The 24,404-nt window shown below is 69.1% G+C and carries 23 protein-coding genes; 12 read left to right on the forward strand and 11 right to left on the reverse strand.

Annotated features, from left to right (window positions below; all coding sequences use genetic code 11):
* Nucleotides 1–92: 92 nt before the first annotated feature.
* From SLW52_RS10365 to SLW52_RS10380, 4 genes are all read right to left on the reverse strand, one after another.
* Nucleotides 93–1,430, reverse strand: coding sequence for a sigma-54 dependent transcriptional regulator (locus SLW52_RS10365; RefSeq protein WP_295942390.1), 1,338 nt, complete (start codon nt 1,428–1,430; stop codon nt 93–95).
* Complete coding sequence (locus SLW52_RS10370) at nt 1,415–2,851, reverse strand: HAMP domain-containing sensor histidine kinase (RefSeq protein WP_320740210.1); 1,437 nt, start codon at nt 2,849–2,851, stop codon at nt 1,415–1,417. The genes SLW52_RS10365 and SLW52_RS10370 overlap by 16 nt, the downstream gene beginning before the upstream one ends.
* Nucleotides 2,852–2,926: 75 nt before the next feature.
* Nucleotides 2,927–4,636: a ubiquinone-dependent pyruvate dehydrogenase gene (gene poxB / locus SLW52_RS10375; RefSeq protein WP_267100301.1), complete on the reverse strand. Its 1,710-nt coding sequence runs from the start codon at nt 4,634–4,636 to the stop codon at nt 2,927–2,929.
* A 127-nt stretch (nt 4,637–4,763) separates the two neighbouring features.
* On the reverse strand, nt 4,764–5,108 hold the full coding sequence (locus tag SLW52_RS10380; RefSeq protein ID WP_295944938.1) for a hypothetical protein: 345 nt from the start codon (nt 5,106–5,108) through the stop codon (nt 4,764–4,766).
* A 197-nt stretch (nt 5,109–5,305) separates the two neighbouring features.
* Between SLW52_RS10380 and SLW52_RS10385 the strand changes: the two genes are divergently transcribed.
* The gene (locus SLW52_RS10385; RefSeq protein WP_295944941.1) at nt 5,306–5,533 is read left to right on the forward strand and encodes a hypothetical protein; all 228 of its coding nucleotides are present in this window, start codon (nt 5,306–5,308) and stop codon (nt 5,531–5,533) included.
* Between the two features lie 79 nt (nt 5,534–5,612).
* Here the strand turns inward: SLW52_RS10385 and SLW52_RS10390 are convergent, their stop codons facing one another.
* The 3 genes from SLW52_RS10390 to SLW52_RS10400 all read right to left on the reverse strand — a co-directional run bounded on the left by SLW52_RS10390 (nt 5,613) and on the right by SLW52_RS10400 (nt 8,423).
* Complete coding sequence (locus SLW52_RS10390; RefSeq protein ID WP_152240348.1) at nt 5,613–6,044, reverse strand: low affinity iron permease family protein; 432 nt, start codon at nt 6,042–6,044, stop codon at nt 5,613–5,615.
* 166 nt (nt 6,045–6,210) lie between these two features.
* Nucleotides 6,211–7,335 carry an acyl-CoA desaturase gene (locus SLW52_RS10395; protein WP_152235636.1) on the reverse strand — a complete coding sequence of 375 codons (1,125 nt, stop codon included), beginning with the start codon at nt 7,333–7,335 and terminating at the stop codon, nt 6,211–6,213.
* Between the two features lie 11 nt (nt 7,336–7,346).
* Nucleotides 7,347–8,423, reverse strand: coding sequence for a ferredoxin reductase (locus SLW52_RS10400; RefSeq protein ID WP_320740209.1), 1,077 nt, complete (start codon nt 8,421–8,423; stop codon nt 7,347–7,349).
* Nucleotides 8,424–8,515: 92 nt separating this feature from the next.
* Between SLW52_RS10400 and fabR the strand changes: the two genes are divergently transcribed.
* The 5 genes from fabR to SLW52_RS10425 all read left to right on the forward strand — a co-directional run bounded on the left by fabR (nt 8,516) and on the right by SLW52_RS10425 (nt 12,742).
* Nucleotides 8,516–9,160 (forward strand): HTH-type transcriptional repressor FabR, encoded by a 645-nt coding sequence (gene fabR / locus SLW52_RS10405; RefSeq protein ID WP_320740208.1) that lies wholly within the window; start codon nt 8,516–8,518, stop codon nt 9,158–9,160.
* 146 nt (nt 9,161–9,306) lie between these two features.
* Nucleotides 9,307–10,173, forward strand: coding sequence for an SDR family oxidoreductase (locus SLW52_RS10410; RefSeq protein WP_017910119.1), 867 nt, complete (start codon nt 9,307–9,309; stop codon nt 10,171–10,173).
* A 454-nt stretch (nt 10,174–10,627) separates the two neighbouring features.
* Nucleotides 10,628–11,140 carry a ferritin-like domain-containing protein gene (locus tag SLW52_RS10415; protein WP_320740207.1) on the forward strand — a complete coding sequence of 171 codons (513 nt, stop codon included), beginning with the start codon at nt 10,628–10,630 and terminating at the stop codon, nt 11,138–11,140.
* Between the two features lie 71 nt (nt 11,141–11,211).
* Nucleotides 11,212–11,718, forward strand: a complete 507-nt coding sequence (locus SLW52_RS10420) for a ferritin-like domain-containing protein (RefSeq protein WP_048491450.1) — start codon at nt 11,212–11,214, stop codon at nt 11,716–11,718.
* A 121-nt stretch (nt 11,719–11,839) separates the two neighbouring features.
* On the forward strand, nt 11,840–12,742 hold the full coding sequence (locus SLW52_RS10425) for a manganese catalase family protein (RefSeq protein ID WP_043094621.1): 903 nt from the start codon (nt 11,840–11,842) through the stop codon (nt 12,740–12,742).
* A gap of 110 nt (nt 12,743–12,852) precedes the next feature.
* On the opposite strand, the gene SLW52_RS10430 is transcribed toward SLW52_RS10425, so the two are convergent.
* The 4 genes from SLW52_RS10430 to SLW52_RS10445 all read right to left on the reverse strand — a co-directional run bounded on the left by SLW52_RS10430 (nt 12,853) and on the right by SLW52_RS10445 (nt 17,444).
* Entirely contained in the window at nt 12,853–13,494 is a 642-nt protein-coding gene (locus SLW52_RS10430) for a DUF6766 family protein (protein ID WP_267111404.1), read from the reverse strand.
* Nucleotides 13,495–13,669: 175 nt separating this feature from the next.
* The gene (locus SLW52_RS10435) at nt 13,670–15,931 is read right to left on the reverse strand and encodes a methyl-accepting chemotaxis protein (RefSeq protein ID WP_320740295.1); all 2,262 of its coding nucleotides are present in this window, start codon (nt 15,929–15,931) and stop codon (nt 13,670–13,672) included.
* 133 nt (nt 15,932–16,064) lie between these two features.
* Nucleotides 16,065–16,868, reverse strand: a complete 804-nt coding sequence (locus tag SLW52_RS10440) for a YiiX/YebB-like N1pC/P60 family cysteine hydrolase (protein ID WP_320740206.1) — start codon at nt 16,866–16,868, stop codon at nt 16,065–16,067.
* Between the two features lie 105 nt (nt 16,869–16,973).
* The gene (locus SLW52_RS10445) at nt 16,974–17,444 is read right to left on the reverse strand and encodes a hypothetical protein (RefSeq protein ID WP_039728364.1); all 471 of its coding nucleotides are present in this window, start codon (nt 17,442–17,444) and stop codon (nt 16,974–16,976) included.
* A gap of 404 nt (nt 17,445–17,848) precedes the next feature.
* Between SLW52_RS10445 and SLW52_RS10450 the strand changes: the two genes are divergently transcribed.
* From SLW52_RS10450 to SLW52_RS10475, 6 genes are all read left to right on the forward strand, one after another.
* Entirely contained in the window at nt 17,849–18,703 is an 855-nt protein-coding gene (locus SLW52_RS10450; protein WP_284468311.1) for an IclR family transcriptional regulator, read from the forward strand.
* 104 nt (nt 18,704–18,807) lie between these two features.
* The gene (locus SLW52_RS10455) at nt 18,808–20,214 is read left to right on the forward strand and encodes an MFS transporter (protein ID WP_320740205.1); all 1,407 of its coding nucleotides are present in this window, start codon (nt 18,808–18,810) and stop codon (nt 20,212–20,214) included.
* A gap of 109 nt (nt 20,215–20,323) precedes the next feature.
* On the forward strand, nt 20,324–21,253 hold the full coding sequence (locus SLW52_RS10460) for a dihydrodipicolinate synthase family protein (protein WP_320740204.1): 930 nt from the start codon (nt 20,324–20,326) through the stop codon (nt 21,251–21,253).
* 282 nt (nt 21,254–21,535) lie between these two features.
* Entirely contained in the window at nt 21,536–22,834 is a 1,299-nt protein-coding gene (locus tag SLW52_RS10465; protein ID WP_320740203.1) for a carbohydrate porin, read from the forward strand.
* A gap of 118 nt (nt 22,835–22,952) precedes the next feature.
* Nucleotides 22,953–23,942, forward strand: coding sequence for an MBL fold metallo-hydrolase (locus SLW52_RS10470; protein WP_152240111.1), 990 nt, complete (start codon nt 22,953–22,955; stop codon nt 23,940–23,942).
* Between the two features lie 191 nt (nt 23,943–24,133).
* On the forward strand, nt 24,134–24,373 hold the full coding sequence (locus SLW52_RS10475) for a DUF1653 domain-containing protein (RefSeq protein WP_152240110.1): 240 nt from the start codon (nt 24,134–24,136) through the stop codon (nt 24,371–24,373).
* Nucleotides 24,374–24,404: the final 31 nt, after the last annotated feature.

Below are 24,404 nucleotides of genomic sequence, written 5' to 3' on the forward strand. Positions count from 1 at the left end.
GGATTCGCAAAAGCGGACGCGTCGCCTGATGTCTGGTGCTGTGACGAATCCCGAATCCCCAATCCCCAATCCCGCGGCGCGCCAGCGCGCCGCTACAGCCCGTACTCGTCGAGCTTGCGGTACAGGAGCTGGCGATGGATGCCGAGCCGGCGTGCGGCCTCGGCGCGGTTGCCGTGGGCCTGGGTCAGCGCCGCCTGGATCATCTGCCGTTCCAGTTGCGCGATCGCCTGCGGCAGGGTCAGCGCGTCGGTATCGAGCGTCGTGGGCGTCTCGGCGGGCTGGGCCAGCAGTTCGTCCAGGTCGTGCGCCTCGACCACCGGCGCGCGCACCAGCACCTGGCAGCGCTGCATGGCGTTGCGCAGTTCGCGCACATTGCCCGGCCAGGGATAGGCGCGCAGGCGCGCCTGCGCTGCCGTCGACAGGGTCTGCGGGGCGCTGGCACCGGCGGCGAGGAAGTGCTGGGCGAGCAGGAGGATGTCGTCGCCGCGCTCGCGCAGCGGCGGCAGTTCGATCGGCACCACGTTGAGCCGGTAGCGCAGGTCGCTGCGGAAGCGCCCGGCGTCCACCGCCTGCAGCAGGTCGCGGTGGGTGGCGGCGATCACCCGCACGTCCACCTTCTGCGCGCCGCGCCCGCCCAGCGGCGAGACCTCGCCTTCCTGCAGGAAACGCAGCAGCTTGGCCTGCATCGGCAAGGGCATGTCGCCGATCTCGTCGAGGAACAGGGTGCCGCCATCGGCGTCGCGGATCAGGCCGTTGCGGTCGCTCACCGCGCCGGAGAACGCGCCCTTGCGGTAGCCGAACAGCTCGCTCTCCATCAGCTCGGCGGGAATCGCCGCGCAATTGATCGCCACGAACGGCTGCGCGGCACGCGCGCTGGCACGGTGCAGCGCGCGCGCCGCCAGTTCCTTGCCGGTGCCGGTTTCGCCGGTGATGAGCACCGGCAGGTCGGACGCGGCGGCCAGGCCGATGCGCTTGTGCACGGTGCGCATCGCCGCGCTGTGGCCGAGCAGCGCGTCGTCTTCCTCGGCCGGCATCGCCGCTGCGGCGTCCGGCGCGGCGTCGCCGCGGCTGCGCAGGGCGCGCTCGACCACCTCGGCGATATCGGCGCGGCCCACCGGCTTGACCAGGTGATCGAAGGCGCCGAGCTTCATCGCCTCGATGGTGTTGCCGCTGGACGCATGCGCGGTGAGCATCACCAGCGGCACGCGCATGGCCTGCGCGTCGTCCTGGCGCGCACGCATCAGTGCGATGCCGTCCATGCCGGGCATGCGGAAATCGACGAAGGCCAGGTCGAGGCCGCCCTCGCCCAGGCGCGCCAGGCCCTCACGCGGGTCGGCCACGGCCACCACCTCGTGGCCGAACGAGCGCAGCGTGGCCTGCAGGGTGCTGAGGAAGGCCAGTTCGTCGTCGATGATCAGGATGCGCGCCATGGCAGCTCCAGGCTGAACTCGGTGATGCCGTCGCGATGCGCGTAGTGCGCCTCGCCGCCATGCGCGCGGGCGATCTCGCGCACCAGCGCCAGGCCCAGGCCGTTGCCGTCGCTGCGGCCGCTGGCGAACGGTTCGAACAGATGCGCGGCCACCGGCGCCGGCACCGGCTCGCCCTGGTTGCGCACGCGCAGGTGCAGCAGGTCGTTCTCGGCCTGCGCCGCCAACGTGACCTCGGTGCCGGGCGCGGCGTGCTGCAGCGCATTGCGCAGCAGGTTGTGCAGGGCGCGCGCGGCCTGCTGCGGATCCAGCATCCACTGCGCTGGCGCCACTTGCAGGCGCAGCGCGATCGGCGGCGTCTGCCCGTCCCAGTCGGCCGGGTCCAGCAGCGCCTGCAGCCACGGTTGCAGCGCCACCGTCTGCCGGTGCAGGCGGATCGGCTGAACCATGCCGAGCAGGCTTTCCACCACGCCGTCCAGGCGCTGGATCTGCGCCAGCATCAGTTGCGCCTGGGCGTCGTCGGCGCCGTACGCGTGCGCGGCGATCTGGTTTTCCAGCGCCAGGCGCAGGGTCGCGATCGGGTTGCGGATTTCGTGCGCCACGGTCGCGGTCATGCGCCCCAGCGCGGCCAGGCGTTCGTGCCGCGACAGCTCCTCGCCGAGCCGGCGGGTCTCGGCCAGGGCCCGCGCGCTGCGTTGCGCATAGTCGGTGACCGCGGCGCCGAGCCGGTCCAGCTCCGGCGCGCCGGTCTTGGGGATCTGCGGTACCTCGGCCGGCGTCGCCAAGGCCTGCTGGATGCCCTGCAGGCGCTGGCTCCAGCGCCGCACCACCCAGCCCAGCGCCAGCGCCGACACCACCACCAGCGCCAGGATCAGCGCCATCCCCAGCGCCAGCGGCAGACTGGCGGCGGCGTCGCTGGAGGCCACGCGGGTCATGGCCCAGGCCGCGGCATTGCGGTCCAGCGGGCAGGCCGCGATCAGCAGGCTCTCGCGTTGCCCGTCGCGGCGATAGTCCACCGGGTGCTGCGCCTCCACTCCGCGCTGCGCGGTGGACACGATGACGTTGCGCTCGGCCGAGGGCACGTCGGTCTTGTGCTCGGTCCCGTCGTAGGTCGGATAGGCATAGGCGACGAAGCCGCGCTGGCGGTCCCAGAAGCCGCCTTCCACGCCGGCGGCATCGGCCAGCACCAGCTGCGACACCACCGCCGCCAGGCCGGTGCCGTCGCTGCCGTGGGCAGCGGCGCTGGCGCCGTTGTAGCGCTGCACCATGCGCGTGCACACCTCGCGCAACCCGGCCTGCGCGCGTTCGCTGCGCACGCCCTCGCTGTGCCGGTACAGCCCGACCAGCACCACCGCCATGCCCACGCAGGCGGCGACGATGACGATCCAGATCAGCAGCAGTTGCCGCAACAGCGAACGGGGCATGGACGTCCTTGGGCGCAACGGAAGAAGCGGGGCGAACCGCGGCGATCGTAACCGCGCCGCGGTGCCTGCGGCGACTCAGCGCAGGTTGGTCTTGACCAGTTCCAGCACCTCGTCGCCGCGTCCGCTCATCACCGCGCGCAGCAGGTACAGGCCCATGCCCTTGGCCTGTTCCAGCTTGACCGCCGGCGGGATCGCCAGTTCCTGGCTGGCCACGCGCACGTCCACCAGCGCCGGGCCGGGATGCGCGAATGCCTCGCGCAGGGCCGGCTCCAGTTGCGCCGACTCGTCCACGCGCAGACCCAGGATGCCCATGGCGTTGCTCATCGCCGCGAAGTCCGGATTGCTCAGGTCGGTGCCGGTATCCAGGTAGCCGGCCGACTTCATTTCCATCGCCACGAAGCCCAGCGAGCCGTTGTTGTAGACCACCACCTTCACCGGCAGGCCGAGTTGGGCCAGGGTGATGAAATCGCCCATCAGCATGGTGAAGCCGCCATCGCCGGACAGCGAGATCACCTGCCGGCGCGGGAACTGCGCCTGCGCGCCGAGCGCCTGCGGCATCGCATTGGCCATCGAGCCGTGGTTGAACGAGCCGAGCAGGCGGCGCTGGCCGTTCATGGTCAGGTAGCGCGCCGCCCACACCGTCGGCGTGCCGACGTCGCAGGTGAAGATCGCATCGGCGTCGGCGAGCGCATCGACCATGCGCGTGACGAACTGCGGATGCAACGGCTCGCCGGGGGCCGAGGCCACGGCCAGGTCGTCCAGGCCCTCGCGCGCCTTGCGGTAGTGAGCCAGCGACTTCTCCAGGAAGCCGCGGTCCTCGCGACGCTGCAGGCGCGGCAGCAGCGCGGCGATGGTCTCGCGCACGTCGGCGGCGATGCCCAGTTGCAGCGGCGTGCGCCGCCCCAGCGCGGCCGGGTCGTTATCGACCTGCACGATGGTGGCGTCCTTGGGATAGAACTGCCGGTACGGGAAATCGGTGCCGAGCATCAGCAGCGTGTCGCAGTTGAGCATGGCCTGGTAGCCGGAACTGAAGCCGATCAGGCCGGTCATGCCGACGTCGAACGGGTTGTCCCACTCCACATGTTCCTTGCCACGCAGCGCGTGCACGATCGGTGCGCCGAGCGCGTCGGCCAGCGCCACCACCTCGTCGTGCGCGCCGGCGCAGCCGCTGCCGCACAGCAAGGTGGTGGCCTTGCTCGCCTGCAGCAGATCGGCCAGCTTCGCCACGTCGGCGTCGGCCGGCAGGATGCGCGGCACGGCCAGCGCCGGCCACGTCGTCGGCGTGCCCTTGGGCATTTCCTGCAGCGCCACGTCGCCTGGAATGACCACTACCGCCACGCCGCGGCGCAGGATCGCCGTGCGCATCGCCCGCTGCAGCACTTCCGGCATCTGCGCCGGGTTGGTCACCAGTTCGACGTAGTGGCTGCACTCGCGGAACAGTTCCTGCGGATGCGTCTCCTGGAAATAGCTCAGGCCGATCTCCGAGGACGGAATGTGCGCGGCGATCGCCAACACCGGCTGGTGGCTGCGGTGACAATCGAACAGGCCGTTGATCAGATGCAGGTTGCCCGGGCCGCAACTGCCGGCGCACACCGCCAGCTTGCCGCTGACCGCGGCTTCGGCGCCGGCGGCGAAGGCGGCCACTTCCTCGTGGCGCACGTGCATCCACTCGATGCTGTCCATCTGCCGCAGCGCGTCGGTCAAGCCGTTGAGGCTGTCGCCGGTCACGCCCCAGATCCGCTCCACGCCCGCGCTGTGCAGGGTTTCGGCGAGCAGGCGAGCCATGGTCTGCTTGGACATACGTGCTGATCTCCGGGTGGGGAGCAGCATGGTCGCACCGCGTGCGTTACCGACGCGTGGCGCAGCAGATGCAGCCCGCGCCTGCCGCCCCCATGTTCAGCGCACGGTGCGGCTAGTCTTCGCCGCGTGCAGCGGCGGCATCGTGCGCCGCATTGTCCGCATCATCCTCGTGGTAGCCACCCGGCGTGGCGGCCTTGCCGTGTGCGCCGCCGGCATGCTCGCCGGTGGCGCCGTAGGTGCCGGCCTGGCCGAGGTTGGGCTGGCTGCGCCCGCTGCGGTCCTCGCCGTGGTCCTGCGGTGTCCGTGCGTGCGGCGACGGCATGGGCTGCGACGGCACGCCGCGGTCGCGGCCGCGCGGCGGCACGCCGCTGTCGGCGGACACATCGCCCTGCGTGCCGCGGTAGGCGGCCTGGCGTACATCGTGCGTGCCGGTGGGAGGTGAAGTGCGCTGCGCCATGACGATCTCCTGCAGAAGCGTGTGAGCGGATCACGCTAGGCCGGCGCACGTTAGCCGGCATGCAAGTTGCGATGAAGGCAGCGCGAGCGGCGACTGCGATGCCGACCGGCGCGACCACGCCGCACGCACGTGACCTGCACGCCTGCGCCACCCGTGCTGGCCGACGCTGGCCGCTCCTTCCACATTGGAGCCCTGCGATGTCCGGTCTACTCTGGAAACTTGCGCTAGCCGGCACGGCTTACGCCGCCATCCGCGCCTATCGCCGCAACACCCACACCACCATGGCCGACGCGGCCTCGTCCATGCCACCAGCCGAACTGGATGAAGGTCGGGCCACGCCGCCGCATGGCGACGCCCTGCAAGGCGCCGAGCCCACGTCGACGACTGCGGCCACAAACGATCCGGACGGCGCCGTGCCGGCCTGATCCCTGCAACGCGCAGCGGCGTGTCGCGCGCTCACCGCCGACACGCTGCTTCCGCCATCCGCAGGGCGCGGGCGTCAGCTCAGCCTTTGGGGCGATCGTGGGTCTCGCGGCCATCGCCGTGGCGCGCATTGCGCGCACGCAGTTCTTCCCCGGCCTTGCGCGCCAGTTCCTCGTATTGCTTGCGGATCTCTTCCAGCCGCTTCTCGTCCAGCTCTTCCAGATCCAGCAGCTCGTTGTTGGCCTTGGCGCTGACCCGGATCAGCTCGTCGAGCTTGATCTGCATCGCCGCGGTGTCGGCGTTCTGGGTGTGCTGGATCAGGAACACCATCAGGAAGGTGATGATGGTGGTGCCGGTGTTGATGACCAGTTGCCAGGTGTCGTTGAAGCCGAACACCGGGCCGCTGAGGCCCCACACCAGCACGATGCATAGCGCGATGCAGAAGGTCCAGGGCGTGCCGGCGGCATACGACGCCTTCTTGGCGACGACGTTGAACAGCTTGGCAGGTTTCATCGCAGGCCCTCGCTCGACGGCAGACGCCTGCACCGCCGCCAGCGTCTGCAGGCGGCTAAGGATGATCGACAGCCTCCCGTGAGCGAGGCGTGCATATCGCGCCAGCGCCGGGCCAATGAAAAAGGCGGGGTCGCCCCCGCCTTTTTGCTTGACCTGTGCGCGAGGCTCAGCCGGCCTGTTGCGTCGCCGGCTGCAGCGCCCGCACCGGGCGCGGCCGGCTCGGGAAGGCGTGGCGCAGGATCCGCCACACCACCTGGCCGAACTGCTTGGGCAGCGAGCCGGTGTTGTAGTGCTGGCCGTAGCGCGCGCAGATCTCGCGCACCTGCACCGCCAGCGCCGCATAGCGGTTGGCCGGCACGTCCGGGAAGAAATGGTGCTCGATCTGGTGGCTGAGGTTGCCCGACAGCACGTTCAGCAGCTTGCCGCCGGCCAGGTTGGAGGAACCGCGCAGTTGCCGCAGGTACCAATGGCCGCGCGACTCGTTCTTGATCGACTCCTTGGGGAAGGTCTCGGCGTCGGCGGTGAAGTGGCCGCAGAAGATGATCACGAAGGTCCAGATGCTGCGCAGCACGTTGGCGGCCAGGTTGCCCAGCAGCACCGGCAGGAAGAACGGGCCGGCCAGCGCCGGGAACAGGATGTAGTCCTTGAAGATCTGCCGGCCCATCTTGCGCCCGACCGGCAGGAACGTCCGCTTCAATTCGCCGCGCTTCATCTTGCCGGCCAGCCAGCGGCCCAGGCGCAGGTCCTGGATCGCCACGCCCCATTCGAACAGCAGCGCGAACACCACCGCGATGAACGGCTGCGCCAGGTAGAACGGGCGCCAGCGCTGCTCGGGGAAGATGCGCAGCAGGCCATAGCCGATGTCGTCGTCCATGCCGCGCACGTTGGTGTAGGTGTGGTGCTTGAAGTTGTGCGTCTTGCGCCAGTTGTCGCCAGTGGCGACGATGTCCCACTCGTAGGTGTTGCCGTTCAGGTGCGCATCGCCCATCCAGTCGTACTGGCCGTGCATCACGTTGTGGCCCAGCTCCATGTTCTCCAAAATCTTGGACAGGGTCAGCAGCAGCACGCCGGCGATCCACGCCGGCACCAGCACGCTGTGCACGAACGCCCCGAGGAACAGCAGCGCACGGCCGGCCACGCCGGTGTAGCGCACCGCGGCGACGATGCGGCGGATGTAGCGGGCATCGCGCGCGCCCAGGTCGGCCAGGGTGCGCATGCGCAGCGCATCCAGTTCGTCGCCGAAGGCCTGCAGTTCGGCAGGGGTGAGTGCGCGGTTGCGGGGAGCCGCCATGGGGAAGTCCTTCAGAGGTCCAGGGTCAGGTCGCTGCTGGCGCTGTTGACGCACAGCTTCAGCGAACCGGGTTCGGCGGCGTGGGCGCCGCTGAGCAGATCACGGGTGATGCCGGCCTGCTTGCCACAGGCGCAGCTGTTGCAGATGCCCATGCGGCAGCCGTGCTTGGGACGCAGGCCTTCGGCTTCCAGCGCGGTGAGCAGCGACTGGCCGCGCGGCAGCTGCAGCACGCGGCCGCTGCGCGCCAGGGTCACCGCCACGGTGCCCTGCTCGACATCGGCCGGGGCCGGCGGCGGGCTGAACGCTTCGGCCTGGAAGCGGGCCACGCGGTGCTGCAGGCGCGCGCGCGCCGCCTGCACGAAGCCGCCCGGGCCGCAGGCCAGCACCTGCGCCTGCCCCAGGTCGCCCAGGGCGTCCATCGACAGCGTGTCCACGCGCGGCGCCGGCGTGTCGCCCTCGCCGGTGATGGCCAACTGCAGGCGGAAACGCGGATGCGCCGCGGCCAGCGCCTGCAGTTCGTCGCGGAAGCAGACCTGGTCGTGGCGCCGCGCCCAGTACAGCAGGTCGACATCGGCCGGCATGCCGGCATCGGCCAGTTGCCGCAGCAGCGCGCGCATCGGGGTGATGCCGCTGCCGGCGGCCAGCAGCAGCCAGCGGCCGTGCGGCGCGGTCGGCAGCACCATCTCGCCGTAGGCCTGGCCAAGTTCGAACACCTCGCCGATGCGCGCCGCGCCGGCCAGGTACTGGCTGACCCGGCCGCCGTCGACGGTCTTGACCGTGATCGCCAGGCGCCCGCCCGGCAACGGCGTGGGGCTGTAGCTGCGCAGCAGCCGGCGGCCGTCGATCTCCACGCCCAGTTCCACGTGCTGGCCGGCACGCAGGCCGCGCCAGTGGCGGTTGGGCTGCAGCACCAGGGTCACCGCATCGCTGCTGGCGGCCTCACGCTGCACCAGCCGGGCGCGCGGGCGCTGCCAGGTCCACAACGGATGCAGGCGGGTCGACCAGAAATCGAACACGTCCGGCTTGACCCAGGCGCGCAGGGCGCGGGCGGCGGGGCGGAGCTTGGCGGGACGGCGGGCAGCGTTCATGGGTCCACTATACAGATGAAGATACAGATGTCTATACAGTTGTGCATTCAGCAATGGCGTTATCATCCCTCATTGCCTGGCCCGGTCTGCCCATGACGACGCTCTCCCCTCCCCCGTTCGCGGACACGCCGAACGCCCGCAAGGGCGCGATCTCGCGCGAGGACCTGCTGGCCGCCGCGCTCAAACTGATCGGGCCGCACCGCAGCGTGTCCACACTGAGCCTGCGCGAGGTGACCCGCGAGGCCGGCATCGCCCCCAACAGCTTCTACCGCCAGTTCCGCGACATGGACGAGCTGGCGGTGGCGCTGATCGACCTGGCCGGCAGCTCGCTGCGCACCATCATCGGCCAGGCGCGGCAGCGTGCCGCCGGCAACCGCCGCAGCATCATCCTCAGTTCCGTGGAGACTTTCATGGAACAGTTGCGCGCCGACGACAAGCTGCTGCACGTCCTGTTACGCGAGGGCACGGTCGGCTCGGACGCGTTCAAGCATGCGGTGGACCGCGAGCTGAACTATTTCGAGGACGAACTGCGGGTGGACCTGATCCGCCTGGCCGCGCTGGAGGGCTCGCCGCTGCACGAGCCGGCACTGGTGTCCAAGGCGATCACCCGGCTGGTGTTCGCGATGGGCGCCACCGCGATGGACCTGCCGCCGGAGAAGGATCCTGAACTGATCCGGCAGATCACCGCGATGCTGCGCATGATCATCGTCGGCGCGCGCACGCTCGCCGCCGGCTGAGTTCGCGGCGCAGCGGCGTCGCCACCGCAGACAGCCATCGGCACGGGCGCTTGCCCGCATCGTGACATGCCGCCGACATGGCCTTGGCCCCGGCTTTACCTGCGCCTGCCCACCCTCGTCGGACACTCCCCCAACGAGGCATGCACATGGCCGTTCCAAACTATCCGTCGCCGCCGTTCAAGGCGCAGCAGCAATCCTTTCCCGGCAAGACCCAGGCCATGGATCCGAAACCGGACCACGGTGAAGACAGCTATGTCGGCCACGGCCTGCTGCAGGGCAAGCGCACCCTGATCACCGGCGGCGACAGCGGCATCGGCGCGGCGGTGGCGATCGCCTATGCGCGCGAAGGCGCCGACGTTGCCATCGCCTATCTGCCCGACGAGCAGGACGACGCCGAGCGCATCGGCAAGCTGGTTGAGGATGCCGGCGTGCGCGTGCTGCTGCATCCGTGCGACATCAGCGACCGCGCGCAGGCCGAGACGTTGATCAAGACCGTGACCGACGCCTTCGGCGGCCTCGACGTACTGGTCAACAACGCGGCCTACCAGCGCTATTTCCATAGCTTCGACGAGATCACCCTCGACGAATGGGAGAAAACCTTCGCCACCAACGTGCATGCGCCGTTCCACCTGGTGCGGCTGGCGCTGCCGCACATGCCCGAGGGCGGCTCGATCATCAACACCGCCTCGGTGAACTCGAAGAAGCCCACGCCCAACATCCTGCCGTACTCGGCCACCAAGGGCGCGCTGGCCAACCTGACCATCGGCCTGGCCGGCCTGCTCGCCGAGAAGAAGATCCGCGTCAACGCGGTGCTGCCAGGCCCGATCTGGACTCCGTTCATTCCCACCGGCATGGATGAGGAATCGGTGCGCACCTTCGGCGAGCAGACGCCGTTCGGCCGTCCTGGCCAGCCAGCGGAACTGGCCTCGGCCTATGTATTGTTGGCTGCGGACACCTCAAGCTATACCTCGGGCACGTTGCTGACCATCTCGGGTGGCGCAGTGACGCTGTAAGGCCGGGAATCGTAAGTGGGGAATCGGGAATGGGAAAAGCGCTGCGGGCTGGCGGCGCTGTAGGTGCGGCTCTGGCCGCGAGAGGCTTTCTCCTGATGTTGTCGCCGTGATCCTCACGCAAGCACACGCATCGCGCCTGCTGCTGTCTCGTTAGCAGGCCACAGATCTAGCGCACTCCCCTCTTTAGGAGCGGCTTCAGCCGCGACAGGCATTCCCATGAAGGCCTGTCACGACTGAAGCCGCTCCTTCGAGCGCGAGCGCAAAAGACATGCAGCACCCGCGCATCACGCGTATCGCCACCGTGTACATCTCCTCACACGGCATCTCGCACGGCATTCACTCTGCGCTGCAACTGCTCTAACGGCGGCAAGTCTAGGTTGATCGCACAGGGGAAAAACACACGGACGCGCGATGCGATGCAGGTGCGTCGCGCACACCATCTGGAGCGATATCCATGACCCGAAGCAACACCGAACGCTTGTTGAAGTGGCTGCAGGACGCCTACGCCATGGAGCAGGAGGCCAACACCATGCTCACTGCCACCGCCGGCCGCCTGGAGCACTGCCCGCAGCTGAAGGCGCGCATCGAGCAGCACGTCGACGAAACCCGCGATCAGTCCGAGCAGGTCAAGCGCTGCATCCAGATCCTCGACGGCTCGGTCCCGACGATCAAGGGCACGGTGGCGAGCGTGATGGCCTCGGTGCACGCCGCCGGCAATTCGATGATGAGCGACGAGGTGGCCAAGAGCCTGGGCGTGAGCTACGCGTTCGAGCATATGGAGATCGCCAGCTACCGTTCCCTGGTGATCGCCGCCAAGGAAGCCGGGCAGACCGAGATCGCCGACATCTGCGCCGCCATCCTCGACCAGGAAATCGCCATGGCCGAGTGGCTGATCGAGCACCAGGAAGCCACGATCCTGGCGTTCCTGAAGCGCGAACGCACCGAAGGCGAAACCGCCAAGCACTGAGCGTCGTCGTGCACCGCACGACGCGTGCGCATTCCCCCGCAGCACCCACCATCATCGACCGGAGACTCCCCATGGCCGTCAAGACCATCGACGAATTGTTCATCCACGAGCTGTCGGACATCTACAGCGCCGAGAAGCAGCTGACCAAGGCACTGCCGCGACTGGCACGCGCCTCCACCAACCCGGCGCTGCGCGCGGCGTTCGAAGCGCACCTGGAAGAAACCCAAGGCCAGATCGAACGCATCGACCAGATCGTCGAAAAAGGCAACCTGCGCCTGAAGCGGATCAAGTGCGCCGCCATGGAAGGCCTGGTGGAAGAAGGCAAGGAAGTGATCGAGTCGATCGAAGCCGGCCCGGTGCGCGATGCCGCGTTGATCGGCGGCGCGCAGAAGGTCGAGCATTACGAGATCGCCTCCTACGGCACACTTGCCGCCATGGCCAAGCAGTTGGGCATGGACGATGCGTTGAGCCTGCTGCTGGAAACGCTCAATGAAGAGAAGTCCACCGACGAGAAGCTGACCCTGCTGGCCGAGCAGGGGGGCAACGAAGAAGCGGCACGCAAGCGCAAGGCGGCCTGACCGCCCCAGCTGCGGCCCGCCGGCGCGGGTCGCAGCGTCCAAGACGCCTATCCCCCACGCGCGGCCGTCGGTCGCGCCATTGCGTCGTCTCGACGTTCGGGCGGCACTCCAAGAGAACCCCATGTTCATGCACAACAAGCGGCTGATGTACACGGTCCGCGTGGCACAACCCGATCCGGCGCTGGCCTCGCTGATGCTGGAACAGTTCGGCGGCCCGCAAGGCGAGCTCGCCGCGGCGATGCGCTACTTCACCCAGGCCATCGGCGAGGTCGATCCCGGCCGCAAGGATCTGCTCTACGACATCGCCACCGAGGAGCTGAGCCACCTGGAAATCATCGGCTCGATCATCGCCATGCTCAACCAGGGGCCGAAGGCGGTGCTGTCCGAAGGCATGGCCGAAGCCGAGGACATGCGCAACCTCACCCGCAACAACAACACCAGCCAGACCCAGCAGATTCTCTACGGCGGCGGCCCGGCGCTGGTCAATTCAAGTGGCGTGCCGTGGAGCGCGGCCTACGTGGACAGCATCGGCGAGCCGACGGCCGACCTGCGCTCCAACATCGCCGCCGAAGCGCGTGCCAAGATCGTGTATGAGCGCCTGATCAACGTCACCGACGATCCGGGCATCGTCGATGCGCTGACCTTCCTGATGACCCGCGAGGTGGCGCACCAGAAATCCTTCGAGAAGGCGCTATACGCGATCGAGCCGAACTTCCCGCCAGGCAAACTGCCGGGCGATCCGGCCTTCACCGACCGCTACTACGACATGTCGCAGGGCGACGGCGACATGCAGGGGCCCTGGAACAGCGGCAGCCAGTGGGAGTCCATTGCCAACCGCAATCGCCAGGTGGCGGTGGATGGCGGCAGCGGGATGCCCAGCGTGGGCCTGAGCGAACTGGAACAGAGCGCAGTGCAGGCGCTGGCGGCGCGTACGCTGTCGCAGCCGGACAGCGACCCGACCACCGGTGCCGACCTGGGTGCCGGCCCGGGTGCCGGTTCGACCAAGGGCAGCGTGGCGCGCTAGCGCTTCACTGCAGGTCCACCGCAACGACGCCGACGCCGCGATGCACAAGCACCGCGGCGTTCGCATGTCTGGGCCATTGCCCGTGGTCGACACCGCCCTCGGCGCCGCGATCAATCGCCGGTCTGCCGATGCGGCGCGTGCACCGGCTTGGATTGCGGGGAATCCTTCTGCCGCAGCCAGATGCTCAACACCACCAGCGCGAACACCGCCAGGAACTCGCTCTGCCAGTTCTGCATCGATTCGAACCAGAACTGCGCGCCGCTGGCGTGTTCCCAGAAGGACGGCAGCGGCCGATGCTGCATGGCCTGCTCGGCCACCTCGTGGCGCCAACTGCCCAGTGCATGCAGGACGAAGCTGAGCAGGAACAGCGCACCGAAGGCCAGTGCCAGCGAGCGCTCGTACAGCGCCAGCCAGATGCCGCCGGCGCGCACCGGCCAAGGCGCCGGGCCCGGCGCGACGGCGTCGTCCTCCTGCCCTGGCGACAGCGGCCGCGACTCGGCCGAGCCCCACTGGCGCAGCTTCACCGTCAGCACCACGTACATGCCCATCTGCAGGAACTCGCTCTCCCAGTTCTCGAACAGCGCGCCGATGAAGTGCCCGCTGTGCAGGTACTGCAACATCGGCAGCGCCGCCAGCCCCTGCTGGCGCAGTTCCTCGTTGTAGGCTTGGTGGCCACTCAGCGCCTGAGCGGCCATGAACAGCAGGCTCAGCGCCAGCAACACGATCGACAGGCTGTTGCGTTTCCAGAACATCGACTCGGCTCCTCCTCCACCGCCGCACTGCCGGCACGCCGTCGCTGCGACCATAGGCAGCCACAGGCAAAAAGTGGATGAAGAAGCTGGGGCGATACGCCTCGGATGCCAGGCGATGCCATCACCTGCAGGAGCGGCCACGGCGTGGCAGCAGGCGCCACCACGCCGCACTGGCTCAGAACTCTTCCCACTCCGCGCTGTCCGCCGGCACGCCCTGGATCGGGCGTGGCTTGGCCGCCACTTGCCGCACCGGGACCGTCGGCTTGGGCTTGGCGGCGGCGACAGCCCGCACTGCCGGCCTGGCCGGCTGCGGCCTTGCCGCGATGGCCGGTGCCACGCTGATGGCGGCGCCGCCGGCGAGGCGGAACACCGCCACCGCGCGTGCCAGTTCCGCCGCCTGGTCTTCCATGCTCTTGGCCGCCGCGCTGGCTTCTTCCACCAATGCCGCGTTCTGCTGGGTGCCCTCGTCCAGCTGCATCACCGTCTTGCTGACCTGGTCGATGCCCGCGCTCTGCTCGGCGCTGGCCGCGGAGATCTCGGCCATGATGTCGGTGACCCGCTTCACCGAGGCGACCACCTCGGTCATGGTGGTGCCGGCGCGGTTGACCAGGGTCGAGCCCTGCTCCACTTCCTGCACCGAGTCGGAGATCAGGGCCTTGATCTCCTTGGCCGCCGCCGCCGAGCGCTGCGCCAGCGTGCGCACTTCCGAGGCCACCACGGCGAAGCCGCGGCCCTGTTCGCCGGCGCGCGCCGCTTCCACCGCCGCATTGAGCGCGAGGATGTTGGTCTGGAAGGCGATGCCGTCGATCACGCCGATGATGTCGGCGATGCGCGCGGACGCGGCGCTGATCGAGGCCATGGTCGCCACCACTTCCTCCACGGCGCGGCCGCCGTGCTCGGCCACCTCGCCGGTGCTCAGCACCAGCTGGTTGGCCTGGCGCGCGCTGTCGGCGTTCTGCTTCACGGTGGACGCCAGCTCCTCCATCGAGGCGGCGGTTTCTTCCAGGCTGGCCGCCTGCTGCTCGGTGCGCACCGACAGGTCGCTGTTGCCGCTGGCGATCTCGCTGGCGGCGGTGTTGATCGAGCCGACCGCGCGCTGGATGCCCTGCACGATGCCGGTCAGTTGCTCGGCGGTGCGGTTGGCGGCGTCGGCGAGGGTGCCGAACGCGCCTTCGTAGCGCACGTCCACGCGCTGCGACAGGTCGCCATCGGCGATCGCCCCCATGATCCGGCCGACGTCGGCCAGGCCGCTGTCGGCCTGACGCATCAGCCGGTTGAGCGCTTCCACCATTTCCTTGAACGCGAACGCGTAGCGCGCCTCGTCGCCACGTGCAGTGAAGTCGCCGCGGGCGGCCGCGTCGGCCAGCCGCGCGATGTCGCCGTTGACCGCCGACAGGTTGGCCTTGACCACGTCCAGCGCCTCGTGCAGCGCGGCGCGCTGTCCCGGCAGCCGACGCATGTCGCGGCGCAGGTCGCCGCGGCCGTACTCGTCCATGATCGCCATCGCCTCGACGATCGCGTCCAGGTGCTCGAACAGCGCCGTGTTCATGCCGTGCGCCAGCGTGCCGTAGTCGCCCGGGAAGTCTTCCGGCATGCGATGGCTGATGTCCTCGCCCTGCTGCAGCCGCACCAGGGTCTGCATCTCGCCGTTGAAGCGCTGCAGCTGGGTCTGCATCTGTTGCATGCTGGTCATCAACTGCCCGGTCTCGTCGCGCGACTCGACCTTGATCGGATTGTCGAAGCGGCCGGAGGCGATCGCCTCGGCGGTCCGCGTGGCGCCGCGCAACGGCGCGACGATGGCGCCGGCGATCAGCCAGCACAGGCCCACGACCAGCGCCACCAGGCCACCACCGATCACGGTGAGGATCTTGGTGAAGCCCATCGCCTGGGCTTGGATGTCCTCGGCATACACGCCCATCGCCAGCACCCAGTTCCACTGCGGGTACAGCGCGGCGTAGCTGATCTTCGGCAGCTGCACCGACTTGCCGGGCTTGGGCGCGGTGTAGTAGCTGAAACCGTCGCCGCTGCGCACCGCCGTCTGGATGTCGCGGTACACGTACTCGCCGGCATCGCTCCTGTAGCCGCTCATGTCGGTGCCGACCGCGCGCTTGGGATGCATGACGATGCGCATCTGCGGGTCGACGATGAAGAAGTAGTCCACGCCGCCGTTGGTCTTCATGTCGGCCAGCGCGCCCTTGGCCGCTGCCTGCGCCTGCGCCTCGGTCATCTCGCCGCGCTTGGCCAGATCGGCGTAGTGCTGCATCACGCTCAGGCCCATGTCGACCTGGGTCTTGACACTTTGCTTGCGCGCATCGATCAGGTTGAGATATTGCAGGCGCGCCGCGGCAACGGCGAGCAGGATCACGCCGAGCGCGATCAGCGTGCACAGCACGATGAACTTGCGCGCCATGGGCAGATTGGCGATATGGCGGCGCAGAAATTGGATGGGATTCATGGCGTAGAAAGCAGAGAACGGAATTTTGTATCGGCCAGCGCGCGCTCGAACTTGAACTGCGAAGTGCTTCGCCAGAGCAACGCGCACCACAGTTTCACGCTGCAGCCGGCTTCCGTCAGGCCAGTGCGGTATCCATCGGCGCGCTCGCGGACGGCACGCCGGCGGCGTGCGGCTCCCACACCAGGCGATGGAAATCGAAGCCCTGCTGCAAGCGCGGCTTGACCACGTTGAAGTACGGCGAGACGTCGAAATCGCGCGGCAGCGTCAGGCTGTGATGGCGCGGATGCAGGATCTCCGCGTCTTCTCCGGCATCGCTTCCCGTCGGCGGCGCCTGGTCGATTTCCGGCAGGATGGGATAGCGGATCGCGCCGAACGCCTGCGCCAGCAACGTCGAGCAGATCGCCCGCGTCGGCTCGCCGCTGCCCAGCTCCAGGAAGCGCCGCTTCACCGACGACGGCAGCGGCGGCGTGCGGATCAGGTAGCGCGCCAGATCGAAGATGTTCTTCAGGTCGTAGCTGTTGCCGACCCGCGAGACCATGTACTCCACCACGGTCTCGATCTCCTGCGCGCTCAACCCGACCGGACGGCAGATGCGGGTGTGCAGGCCGGCGAACTCGCTCAATCCCACCAGGCGCACGCCGACGTTGATGTCGACATCGCAGAACAGCGGCGCTTCCTCGCCGGGAAGCGCGGCCACGTGGTGGCCGATGTACAGCGCCGCGTGCGACCAAGTGGACTGGCTCAGGTACTTGATGGCGGTGGAGAAGCGGCTGTTGCCCTCGACCAGCAACACGTCGCCCTTGCGCAGCGTGGCACGCAACAGCTGCGGCGGGCTGGTCGGCAGTTGCGAGCCATGGCGGCGCGGCTTGGACAGGAACTTGGCCAGGTGGCGGCCCAGCAAACGTGGCAAGGACAGCATGCGCGTTCCCCCGAGGGACGGCCGCTTCGGCGAAACGGCTCCGCTATCCGCAATGGCGGCCATGCGCTGGATTTCTTGAATGGCGTGCCGGCGCCAGCGACCGGCTCACGGTTGCCGCAGGATCGACAGCTCCACGAACTGCGCGCTGCTGGAACGCAGGTAGACCGCATAGCGACCACGGCCCGGCACTTGCACCAGAAAGCGGTCTCCCGGCACCGGCTGGAGCTTGTCGACCGCGGCCGCACCCAGCGGCGCGATCCGCAGCCGCACCTTGGCATCGTCCTGCGCTGGCGTGAGATTGGCGATGGTCAGCGCGCCATCGAAGAGGGTGCGGCTCTCGCCCGGCAACAGACTCAGCATCAGCGACATCGCCGCGGCCTTGGCGTCGCAGGCACCGGCCTGCGCCTCGGCCAGCTGCCGCTGCAGCGGCTTGACCTCCACGTACTGCACGAAGCCGTAGGTCGCGCCGATCACCACCAGCACTGCCGAGACCTCGGCGGCGGTGCGCTTGAACGAGAGTGCTTGCCACCATGTCTGCGCCGGCGGGGGCGGCGTCTGTCGGGTCGTTCGAGCCATGCATCACGGTATCGATGCCGCCATGCCGCTGTCTGCCAGCACGGCTGACATCGCCGCGCACGGCCGCGTTCGTCTACCTGGCGATACAGACGCGACGCCACCCGCCTCGCGATAGGCGCCGCCCCAAGCACGGACATCGCGCGATGGCGCGGCATGGCCTCGCGCCTACGCAACTCCCAGCAGGCGATGACGCGTCTTTCGGAGGTTTCGAAACCACGGATCGTGGACGCGCAGGGTGAACCGCCCACGCATGTTGCGCCGCAACTTGACGCATCGAGCGCCCGGGCAGAGTCTTGGTATGAAATTTCGAAATTATTTTCGCAATCCGAAATTCACTTGTCAAGCGACAGGATCGAGCGGGTCGAGCAAGCTGGCGATTCCGCCGGGTCCTCCAGGAACTGCAGATGATCAAGACGACTTCCCAGCGCGCGGCCAGCGCCGCGCCCGACGACGGCGACGAGGCCGGGGACAAGAAGCTGCGCAGCACCGTGCAGTCGCTGGCCAAGGGCTTTCGCGTGCTCGAGGCGTTCTCGTCCGAGCACGAGGAACTGTCGCTGAGCCAGATCGCGGCCCTGGCCCGGCTCGATCCCGGCACCACCTTCCGCATGCTCAACACCCTGGTCGAGCTGGGCTACGTGCACCGCGTGCCGGAGAGCCGCCGCTTCCGCCTGACCCTGAAGGTGCTCGACCTCGGCTTCCACGCCATCGCCCGCCGCGATCTGCGCAGCGTGGTGCGGCCGCTGCTGCGCACGCTGGTCAGCGACGTCAACGAAGCGGCCAGCTTCGCGGTGCTGCAAGGCCCCGACGTGCTCTACATCGAGCGCGTGCGCGCCGGCATCACCCGCCTGGGCGTGGACATCCGCATCGGCACCACGGTGCCCAGCACCCGTACGGCGATCGGCCTGGCGATGCTGGCGCACCTGGCGCCGGCGGAAGTGACGCGGGTGACCGGGGTCGACGTGCAGGGTGCGCAGACGCCGGAGATCGCCACGATCCGGCGCACCTTCGACAGCATCCGCCGCGACCGCTACGTGATCCTGGAGTCGATGCTGACCCAGGGCCTGCGCGTGCTGGCGGTCCCGGTGCTGGATGCGGACGACTATCCGCTCGGCGCGATCAGTGTCGCCGCGCCGTCGGTGCGCACCAGCCACGCCGAACTGCTGGAGACCGCCCTCCAGCCGACGCTGCTGGCCGCCAAGGACATCGCCTTCGCGATCCAGGCCAGCGGGAGTGTTGCCGTGACCGCCCCCAGCACCTGATCCGCCCGGGCCACCGCCCGGCCCTCTCTGTCCGTCTCGCTGCGTGGACGCTTCGGCGCCCGCGTCGGGGTCCCCTTGTCCTGCGAAAGGCAGCCACGATGCTCATGCCCACCACAGCCCCTGCCCCCACCGCCAACGCCACCGCCCGCACCCCCTCCATCGCCGAGGCGCAGGCGGAGATCGGCGCACGCCTCGAACGCCTGCCGATCACCCGCAACGTGTGGTGGGCGCGCAACATCGTCGGCGCCGCCACGTTCTTCGACGGCTACACGGTGATCGCCATCGCCTACGCGATGCCGGTGCTGACCAAGGAATGGCAGCTGTCGCCGGCGCAGATCGGCACGATCCTGTCGGCCGGCTACCTGGGCCAACTGCTGGGCTCGGTGTTCTTCGGCTGGCTGGCCGAGCGTATCGGCCGGCTGCACGTGCTGCTGTTCACCATCCTGCTGTTCGTGTCGATGGACGTGGCCTGCCTGTTCGCCGGCAGCGCCGCGGCGATGATCGCGTTCCGCTTCGTCCAGGGTATCGGCACCGGCGGCGAGGTGCCGGTGGCCAGCGCCTACATCAACGAACTGATCGGTTCGAAGAAGCGCGGGCGCTTCTTCCTGCTGTACGAGGTGATGTTCCTGCTCGGCCTGGTCGCCGCCGGCGGCATCGGCTACTTCCTGGTGCCGGCCTACGGCTGGAAGGCGATGTTCATGGTCGGGCTGATCCCGGCGGCGATCATGATTCCGCTGCGCTTCTTCATGTTCGAATCGCCGCGCTGGCTGGCCTCCAAGGGCCACTACGCCAAGGCCGACGCCATCGTCGCCGAACTGGAGCGCAGCGCCGAGCGCCGCCATGGCCCGTTGCCGGCGCCGGTGTTCGACCGCAGCGCGCTGCCCAAGGCGCAGCGCTCGGACTGGCGCGAGCTGTTCGGCAGCGTCTATCGCAAGCGCACCCTGGTGATCTGGAGCCTGTGGTTCTGCTCCTACCTGGTGGCCAACGGCATCATCACCTGGCTGCCGACGCTGTACCGCACGCACTTCGGGCTGTCGCTGCAGCAGAGCATCGCCTATGGCTTCTTCACCTCGCTGGCCGGTGTCGCCGCCGCGGTGGTGTGCGCGCTGTCGATCGACAAGGTCGGACGCAAGCGCTGGTATGGGCTGGCGTTCGTGGCCGGCGGCGTGCCGCTGCTGGCGCTGGCGGCGCTCGGCGGCACCTCGGCGCCGCAGGTGCTGGTGTTCGCGGCGCTGGGCTACGCCGCGGTGCAGACCATCACCTTCTCGCTGTACCTGTACTCGGCCGAGCTCTACCCCACCCGCATCCGCGCCATCGGCACCGGACTGGGCAGCGCCTGGCTGCGCCTGGGCTCGGCCTGCGGGCCGCTGCTGGTCGGCGCGGTCATCGCCGGACTCGGCATCCGCTACGTGTTCGCCGCCTTCGCCGCCGTGCTGCTGGCCGGCGCCGTCGTGACCTGGCGCTTCGCCCTGGAAACCAAGGGCAAATCGCTGGAGCAGCTGTCGCCCTGAGCGTATCGCCGGCACTGCCGCCGGCGCATCGCACAACACCTCCGCACCACCCCCGTCGGACCCCGCGTTCGATTCCATCCCCCGTTGATCCAAAGAAGAGGAAATGAGCATGAGCACCATCGACCTGAAAGGCCTGGTCCCCGCCCCGGTCACCCCGTTCACCCGCGACGGCGCCGTCGACTATCCCGCGATCAAGCGCATCGGCGCCTGGCTCGGCGGCATCGACGGGGTCAAGGGCCTGACCGTGCTCGGCCACGCCGGCGAAGGCACGTTCCTGGAGCGCGACGAACAGGCCAAGGTGATCACCGCCTTCCGCGACGCCGTCGACGGCCGCATCCCGATCATCGCCGGCATCACCCTGGAAGGCACCCGCGTCGCCGCCGACGAAGCCAAGCGCGCGGTCGCCGCCGGCGCCTCCGCCGGCCTGATCTATCCGTCGCACGGCTGGCTGCGCTTCGGCTACCAGAGGGGCGCGCCGCAGGACCGCTACAAGGCCATCCACGAGGCCAGCGGGCTGCCGATGATCCTGTTCCAGTACCCGGATGCGACCAAGGCCACCTACGACCTGGAGACGCTGCTGGAGATCGCCGCACTGCCGGGCGTGGTCGCGATGAAGAACGGCGTGCGCAACATGAAGCGCTGGGACACCGAGATCCCGGTGTTCCGCAAGGAGCGCCCGCACGTGCCGGTGCTGACCTGCCACGACGAGTATCTGCTGCACACCATGTTCGACGTGGATGGCGCGCTGGTGGGCTACGGCTGCATCGCCCCGGAACCGCTGCTGGAGATGATCGCCGCGGGCAAGGCCAAGGACTACGCCAAGGCGCGAGCACTGCACGACCGCCTGCTGCCGGTGACCAAGAGCGTCTATCACCGCGGCTCGCACATGGAAGGCTCGGTGGCGCTGAAGTGGGCGCTGGTCGCGCGCGGCCTGCTCGACCACGCCACGGTGCGTTCGCCGCTGCTGCCGCTGACCGAGGGCGCCGACAAGGAGATCGCTGCGGCGATGGCCGCCGCCGGCCTCGGCAAGGTGGGCTGACCCGCACGGGTTGCCTCCAGCTCGATGGGCCGCGCAGTTGCGCGGCCCATCCGCTGCGGCGATGGCGTGCGCCTCGGCGCCGCGCAACGCGTTCCGGTCTGCCCTCGCGTTTCTTTGCCGGTCCCCCCACAGGTCTGCACACAGGCGTGCCCGTCGCCGACGGACGCGACGCCGTGCTGCGGCTCCACGACCGGAAGGTGTCTTCCCTTCGCGCACTGCCGCGTCGCCGCGCACCCACCGCGCACGTCCGGCGAGTGCTTCGTCTCGTCCGTGGAGCGTCCCATGTCCCGTTCTCTTTCCTGCGTCTCGTTGCTGGCGGCTGCGGCCGCCCTGCCGGCCTCCGCCATTGCCGCCGACACCACGCAATGGCTCGACGACCACGGCATCGCGCCGCGCCTGGTCTGGTCCAACGACTATGCGCGCAACGTCGACGGCGGCCTGTCGCGCGGCGACCGCAACGCCGGCGGCGTGGTCGCCGGCGCGGACCTGGATCTGCAACGCCTGTTCGGCATTCCCGGTGCCACGCTGCACGCCACCGGCGCCTGGTACTACGGCGACAGCCTGTCGCAGCGGCAGATCGGCAACGGCGTCAAGGTGCAGGGCTATTGGTACCCGCAGCAGCAGGCGCAACTGGCGCAACTGACCTGGGAACAGAGCTTCGCCGACGGGCGCTGGCAACTGGTCGCCGGGCGCATGAACACCACCTGGCAGTTCGCGCGCAGCCGCTACGGCTGCCGCTTCGTCAGCGCCTCGGACTGTCCGTTCCAGCTGAGCCAGGCCGATGGCGGCTTCGTCGGCTTTCCCTACGTGAACTGGGGCGCGAAGCTGCGCTACAAGCCTGACGCCACCTACGTGTCGGTGGGCGCGTTCGAACTGAACCCGCAGCGCAAGAACAACCACGGCCTGGACTGGAGCACCGCCGACAGCAGCGGCGTGCTGGGCACGCTCGAGGTCGGCTACGAACCCGATCCCGCACTGGGCAAGGGCGCACCGCGCTACCTCGCCGGCCTCTGGTACAACTCGGCCGACTACAGCGACCTGCGCTACAACCAGGCCGGGGGCTTGCGCGGGCTGGTCGGCGGCCCCGCGCGCCTGTACGACGGCGGGCGCTGGGGCGCCTACGCGCTCGGCGAACGCGCGCTGTACCGGCCGCAGGGCATGGCGAGCAAGCGCATGCTGGTCGCCTTCGGCAACATCGCCGCACCGTTCGACAAGCACCAGGTCTACGACCTGCAGGTCACCGCCGGCCTGTACTACAGCGGCCCGTTCGCGGCACGGCCCGGCGACGGCATGGGCGCGATCGCGCACTACTACCGCTTCAGTGCGGACCAGCAGGGCTACATGAACGACCTGCTGCGCAAGCGCGGCGCGGCCGCGGACATCGCGCGCAACGAACTCATGTTCGAACTCAACTACAGCTATCGCATCGCGCAGACGCCGCTGTTCCTGGTGCCGAACGTGCAGTACATCGTCCATCCCGACATCCTGGGCAATCCCGCGGCGCGCCGTGCGCCCGACGATGCGCTGGCGATCGGCTTGCGGGTGATGCTCAACATGGGTGGGCTGGGCACGCCGAAATGACACCGCGCGTGGCACGGGCCGGGACCGGTATCGCGGCAGCCGAGGCAGGCGCGCACGCACGCTTGCGCCGCTGCGGGTAACCTCCCCTTTCCCCATGCATCGCCTGGATCGCGCCTCAATGGCCAACCCCTACTACCGTGGCCCCGTCAGCGACCATTTCGATGGCGTGCGCTTCTTCAACCCCGGCCAGCCCACGATCGACAATGCGCTGAGCAAGGTCCTGCGCTGGAAGGCCGCCATGGGCGCGGTGCGCTGGCCTGCGCAGGTCCCGGTGACGCCGGCCATGCCTGCACCGCGGCACGACGGCCTGCGCATCACCATGGTCGGCCACGCCACGCTGTTGATCCAGGCCGGCGGCCTCAACCTGCTCACCGACCCGGTGTGGTCGCAGCGCGCCAGCCCTTCGCAGATCGCAGGGCCCAAGCGGGTAACGGCACCGGGCATCCGCTTCGCAGACCTGCCGCCCATCGATGCGGTGCTGCTGAGCCACAACCACTACGACCACTTCGACCTGGCGACCTTGCGCACGCTGCACGACGCGCACCAGCCGCTGTTCGTGATGCCGCTGGGCAACGACGTCCTGCTGCGCAAGCGCGTGCCCGATGCGCGCATCGCCACCGGCGACTGGCACGACCGGCTGCCGATCGGCGACACCGCGACGGCGACGCTGACCCGCGCCAACCATTGGTCCAGCCGCGGCATCGCCGACCGCAGGATGGCACTGTGGTCCGGCTTCTTCGTCGAGACCGCGCGGGGATCGGTGTGGTTCGCGGGAGACACCGGCTACGGCGATGGCGCCATCTTCCGCGAGATCCGCGACCGACACGGCGCGCCCGACGTGGCGTTGATCCCGATCGGCGCCTACGCGCCGCGCTGGTTCATGGCGCCACAGCACATCGACCCCACCGAAGCGGTGCGGATCTTCCGCGACACCGGCGCGCGGCGCGCGCTCGGCATCCACTGGGGCACCTTCCAGCTCACCGACGAAGGGCGTGATGAGCCGCGCGAAGCGCTGGCCGCCGCACTGCACCTGGCCGGCATCGCCGCAACGGACTTCGTCGCCGCCGAGCCTGGGCAGGCGTTCGACTTCGCCGATTTGGCGCCTTGACGTGCGCAGAAGTGAAGCCTGCGGGCGACAATGGACGCTGCTTCTTAAGGCCGGTTGCCTGAGTTTCCCCCGCAGGAGCGTTCCGTCGTCACGACGCGGCGAACCGCCGCGGTCGCGCAATTCGCCCTCGCGACGCAGAGAGCGCAGGTGCAGACGGCTACACTCGCGCTCCCGCCCACCAGGACACCGTCATGCGCGACCTCAGCCCACTGCCTTCCATCGCCCTCGGCCGCTACCGCCACTTCAAGGGCGGCGAATACGAGGTGCTGGGCATGGTCCGCAGCAGCGAAACGCTGGAACCGCTGGTGCTGTACCGGCCGCTGTACGGCGAAGGCACGCTGTGGGTGCGGCCGTATCCGATGTTCGTCGAGCAGGTGGAGATCGATGGCGTACGCCGCCCGCGCTTCGCGCCGATCGACGCGGACGCCTGAGCACGGCGCAGGCGACCGCGCCCGACGCGAG

This window comes from Xanthomonas sp. LF02-5 (assembly GCF_034105325.1).
Classification (GTDB): domain Bacteria; phylum Pseudomonadota; class Gammaproteobacteria; order Xanthomonadales; family Xanthomonadaceae; genus Xanthomonas_A; species Xanthomonas_A sontii.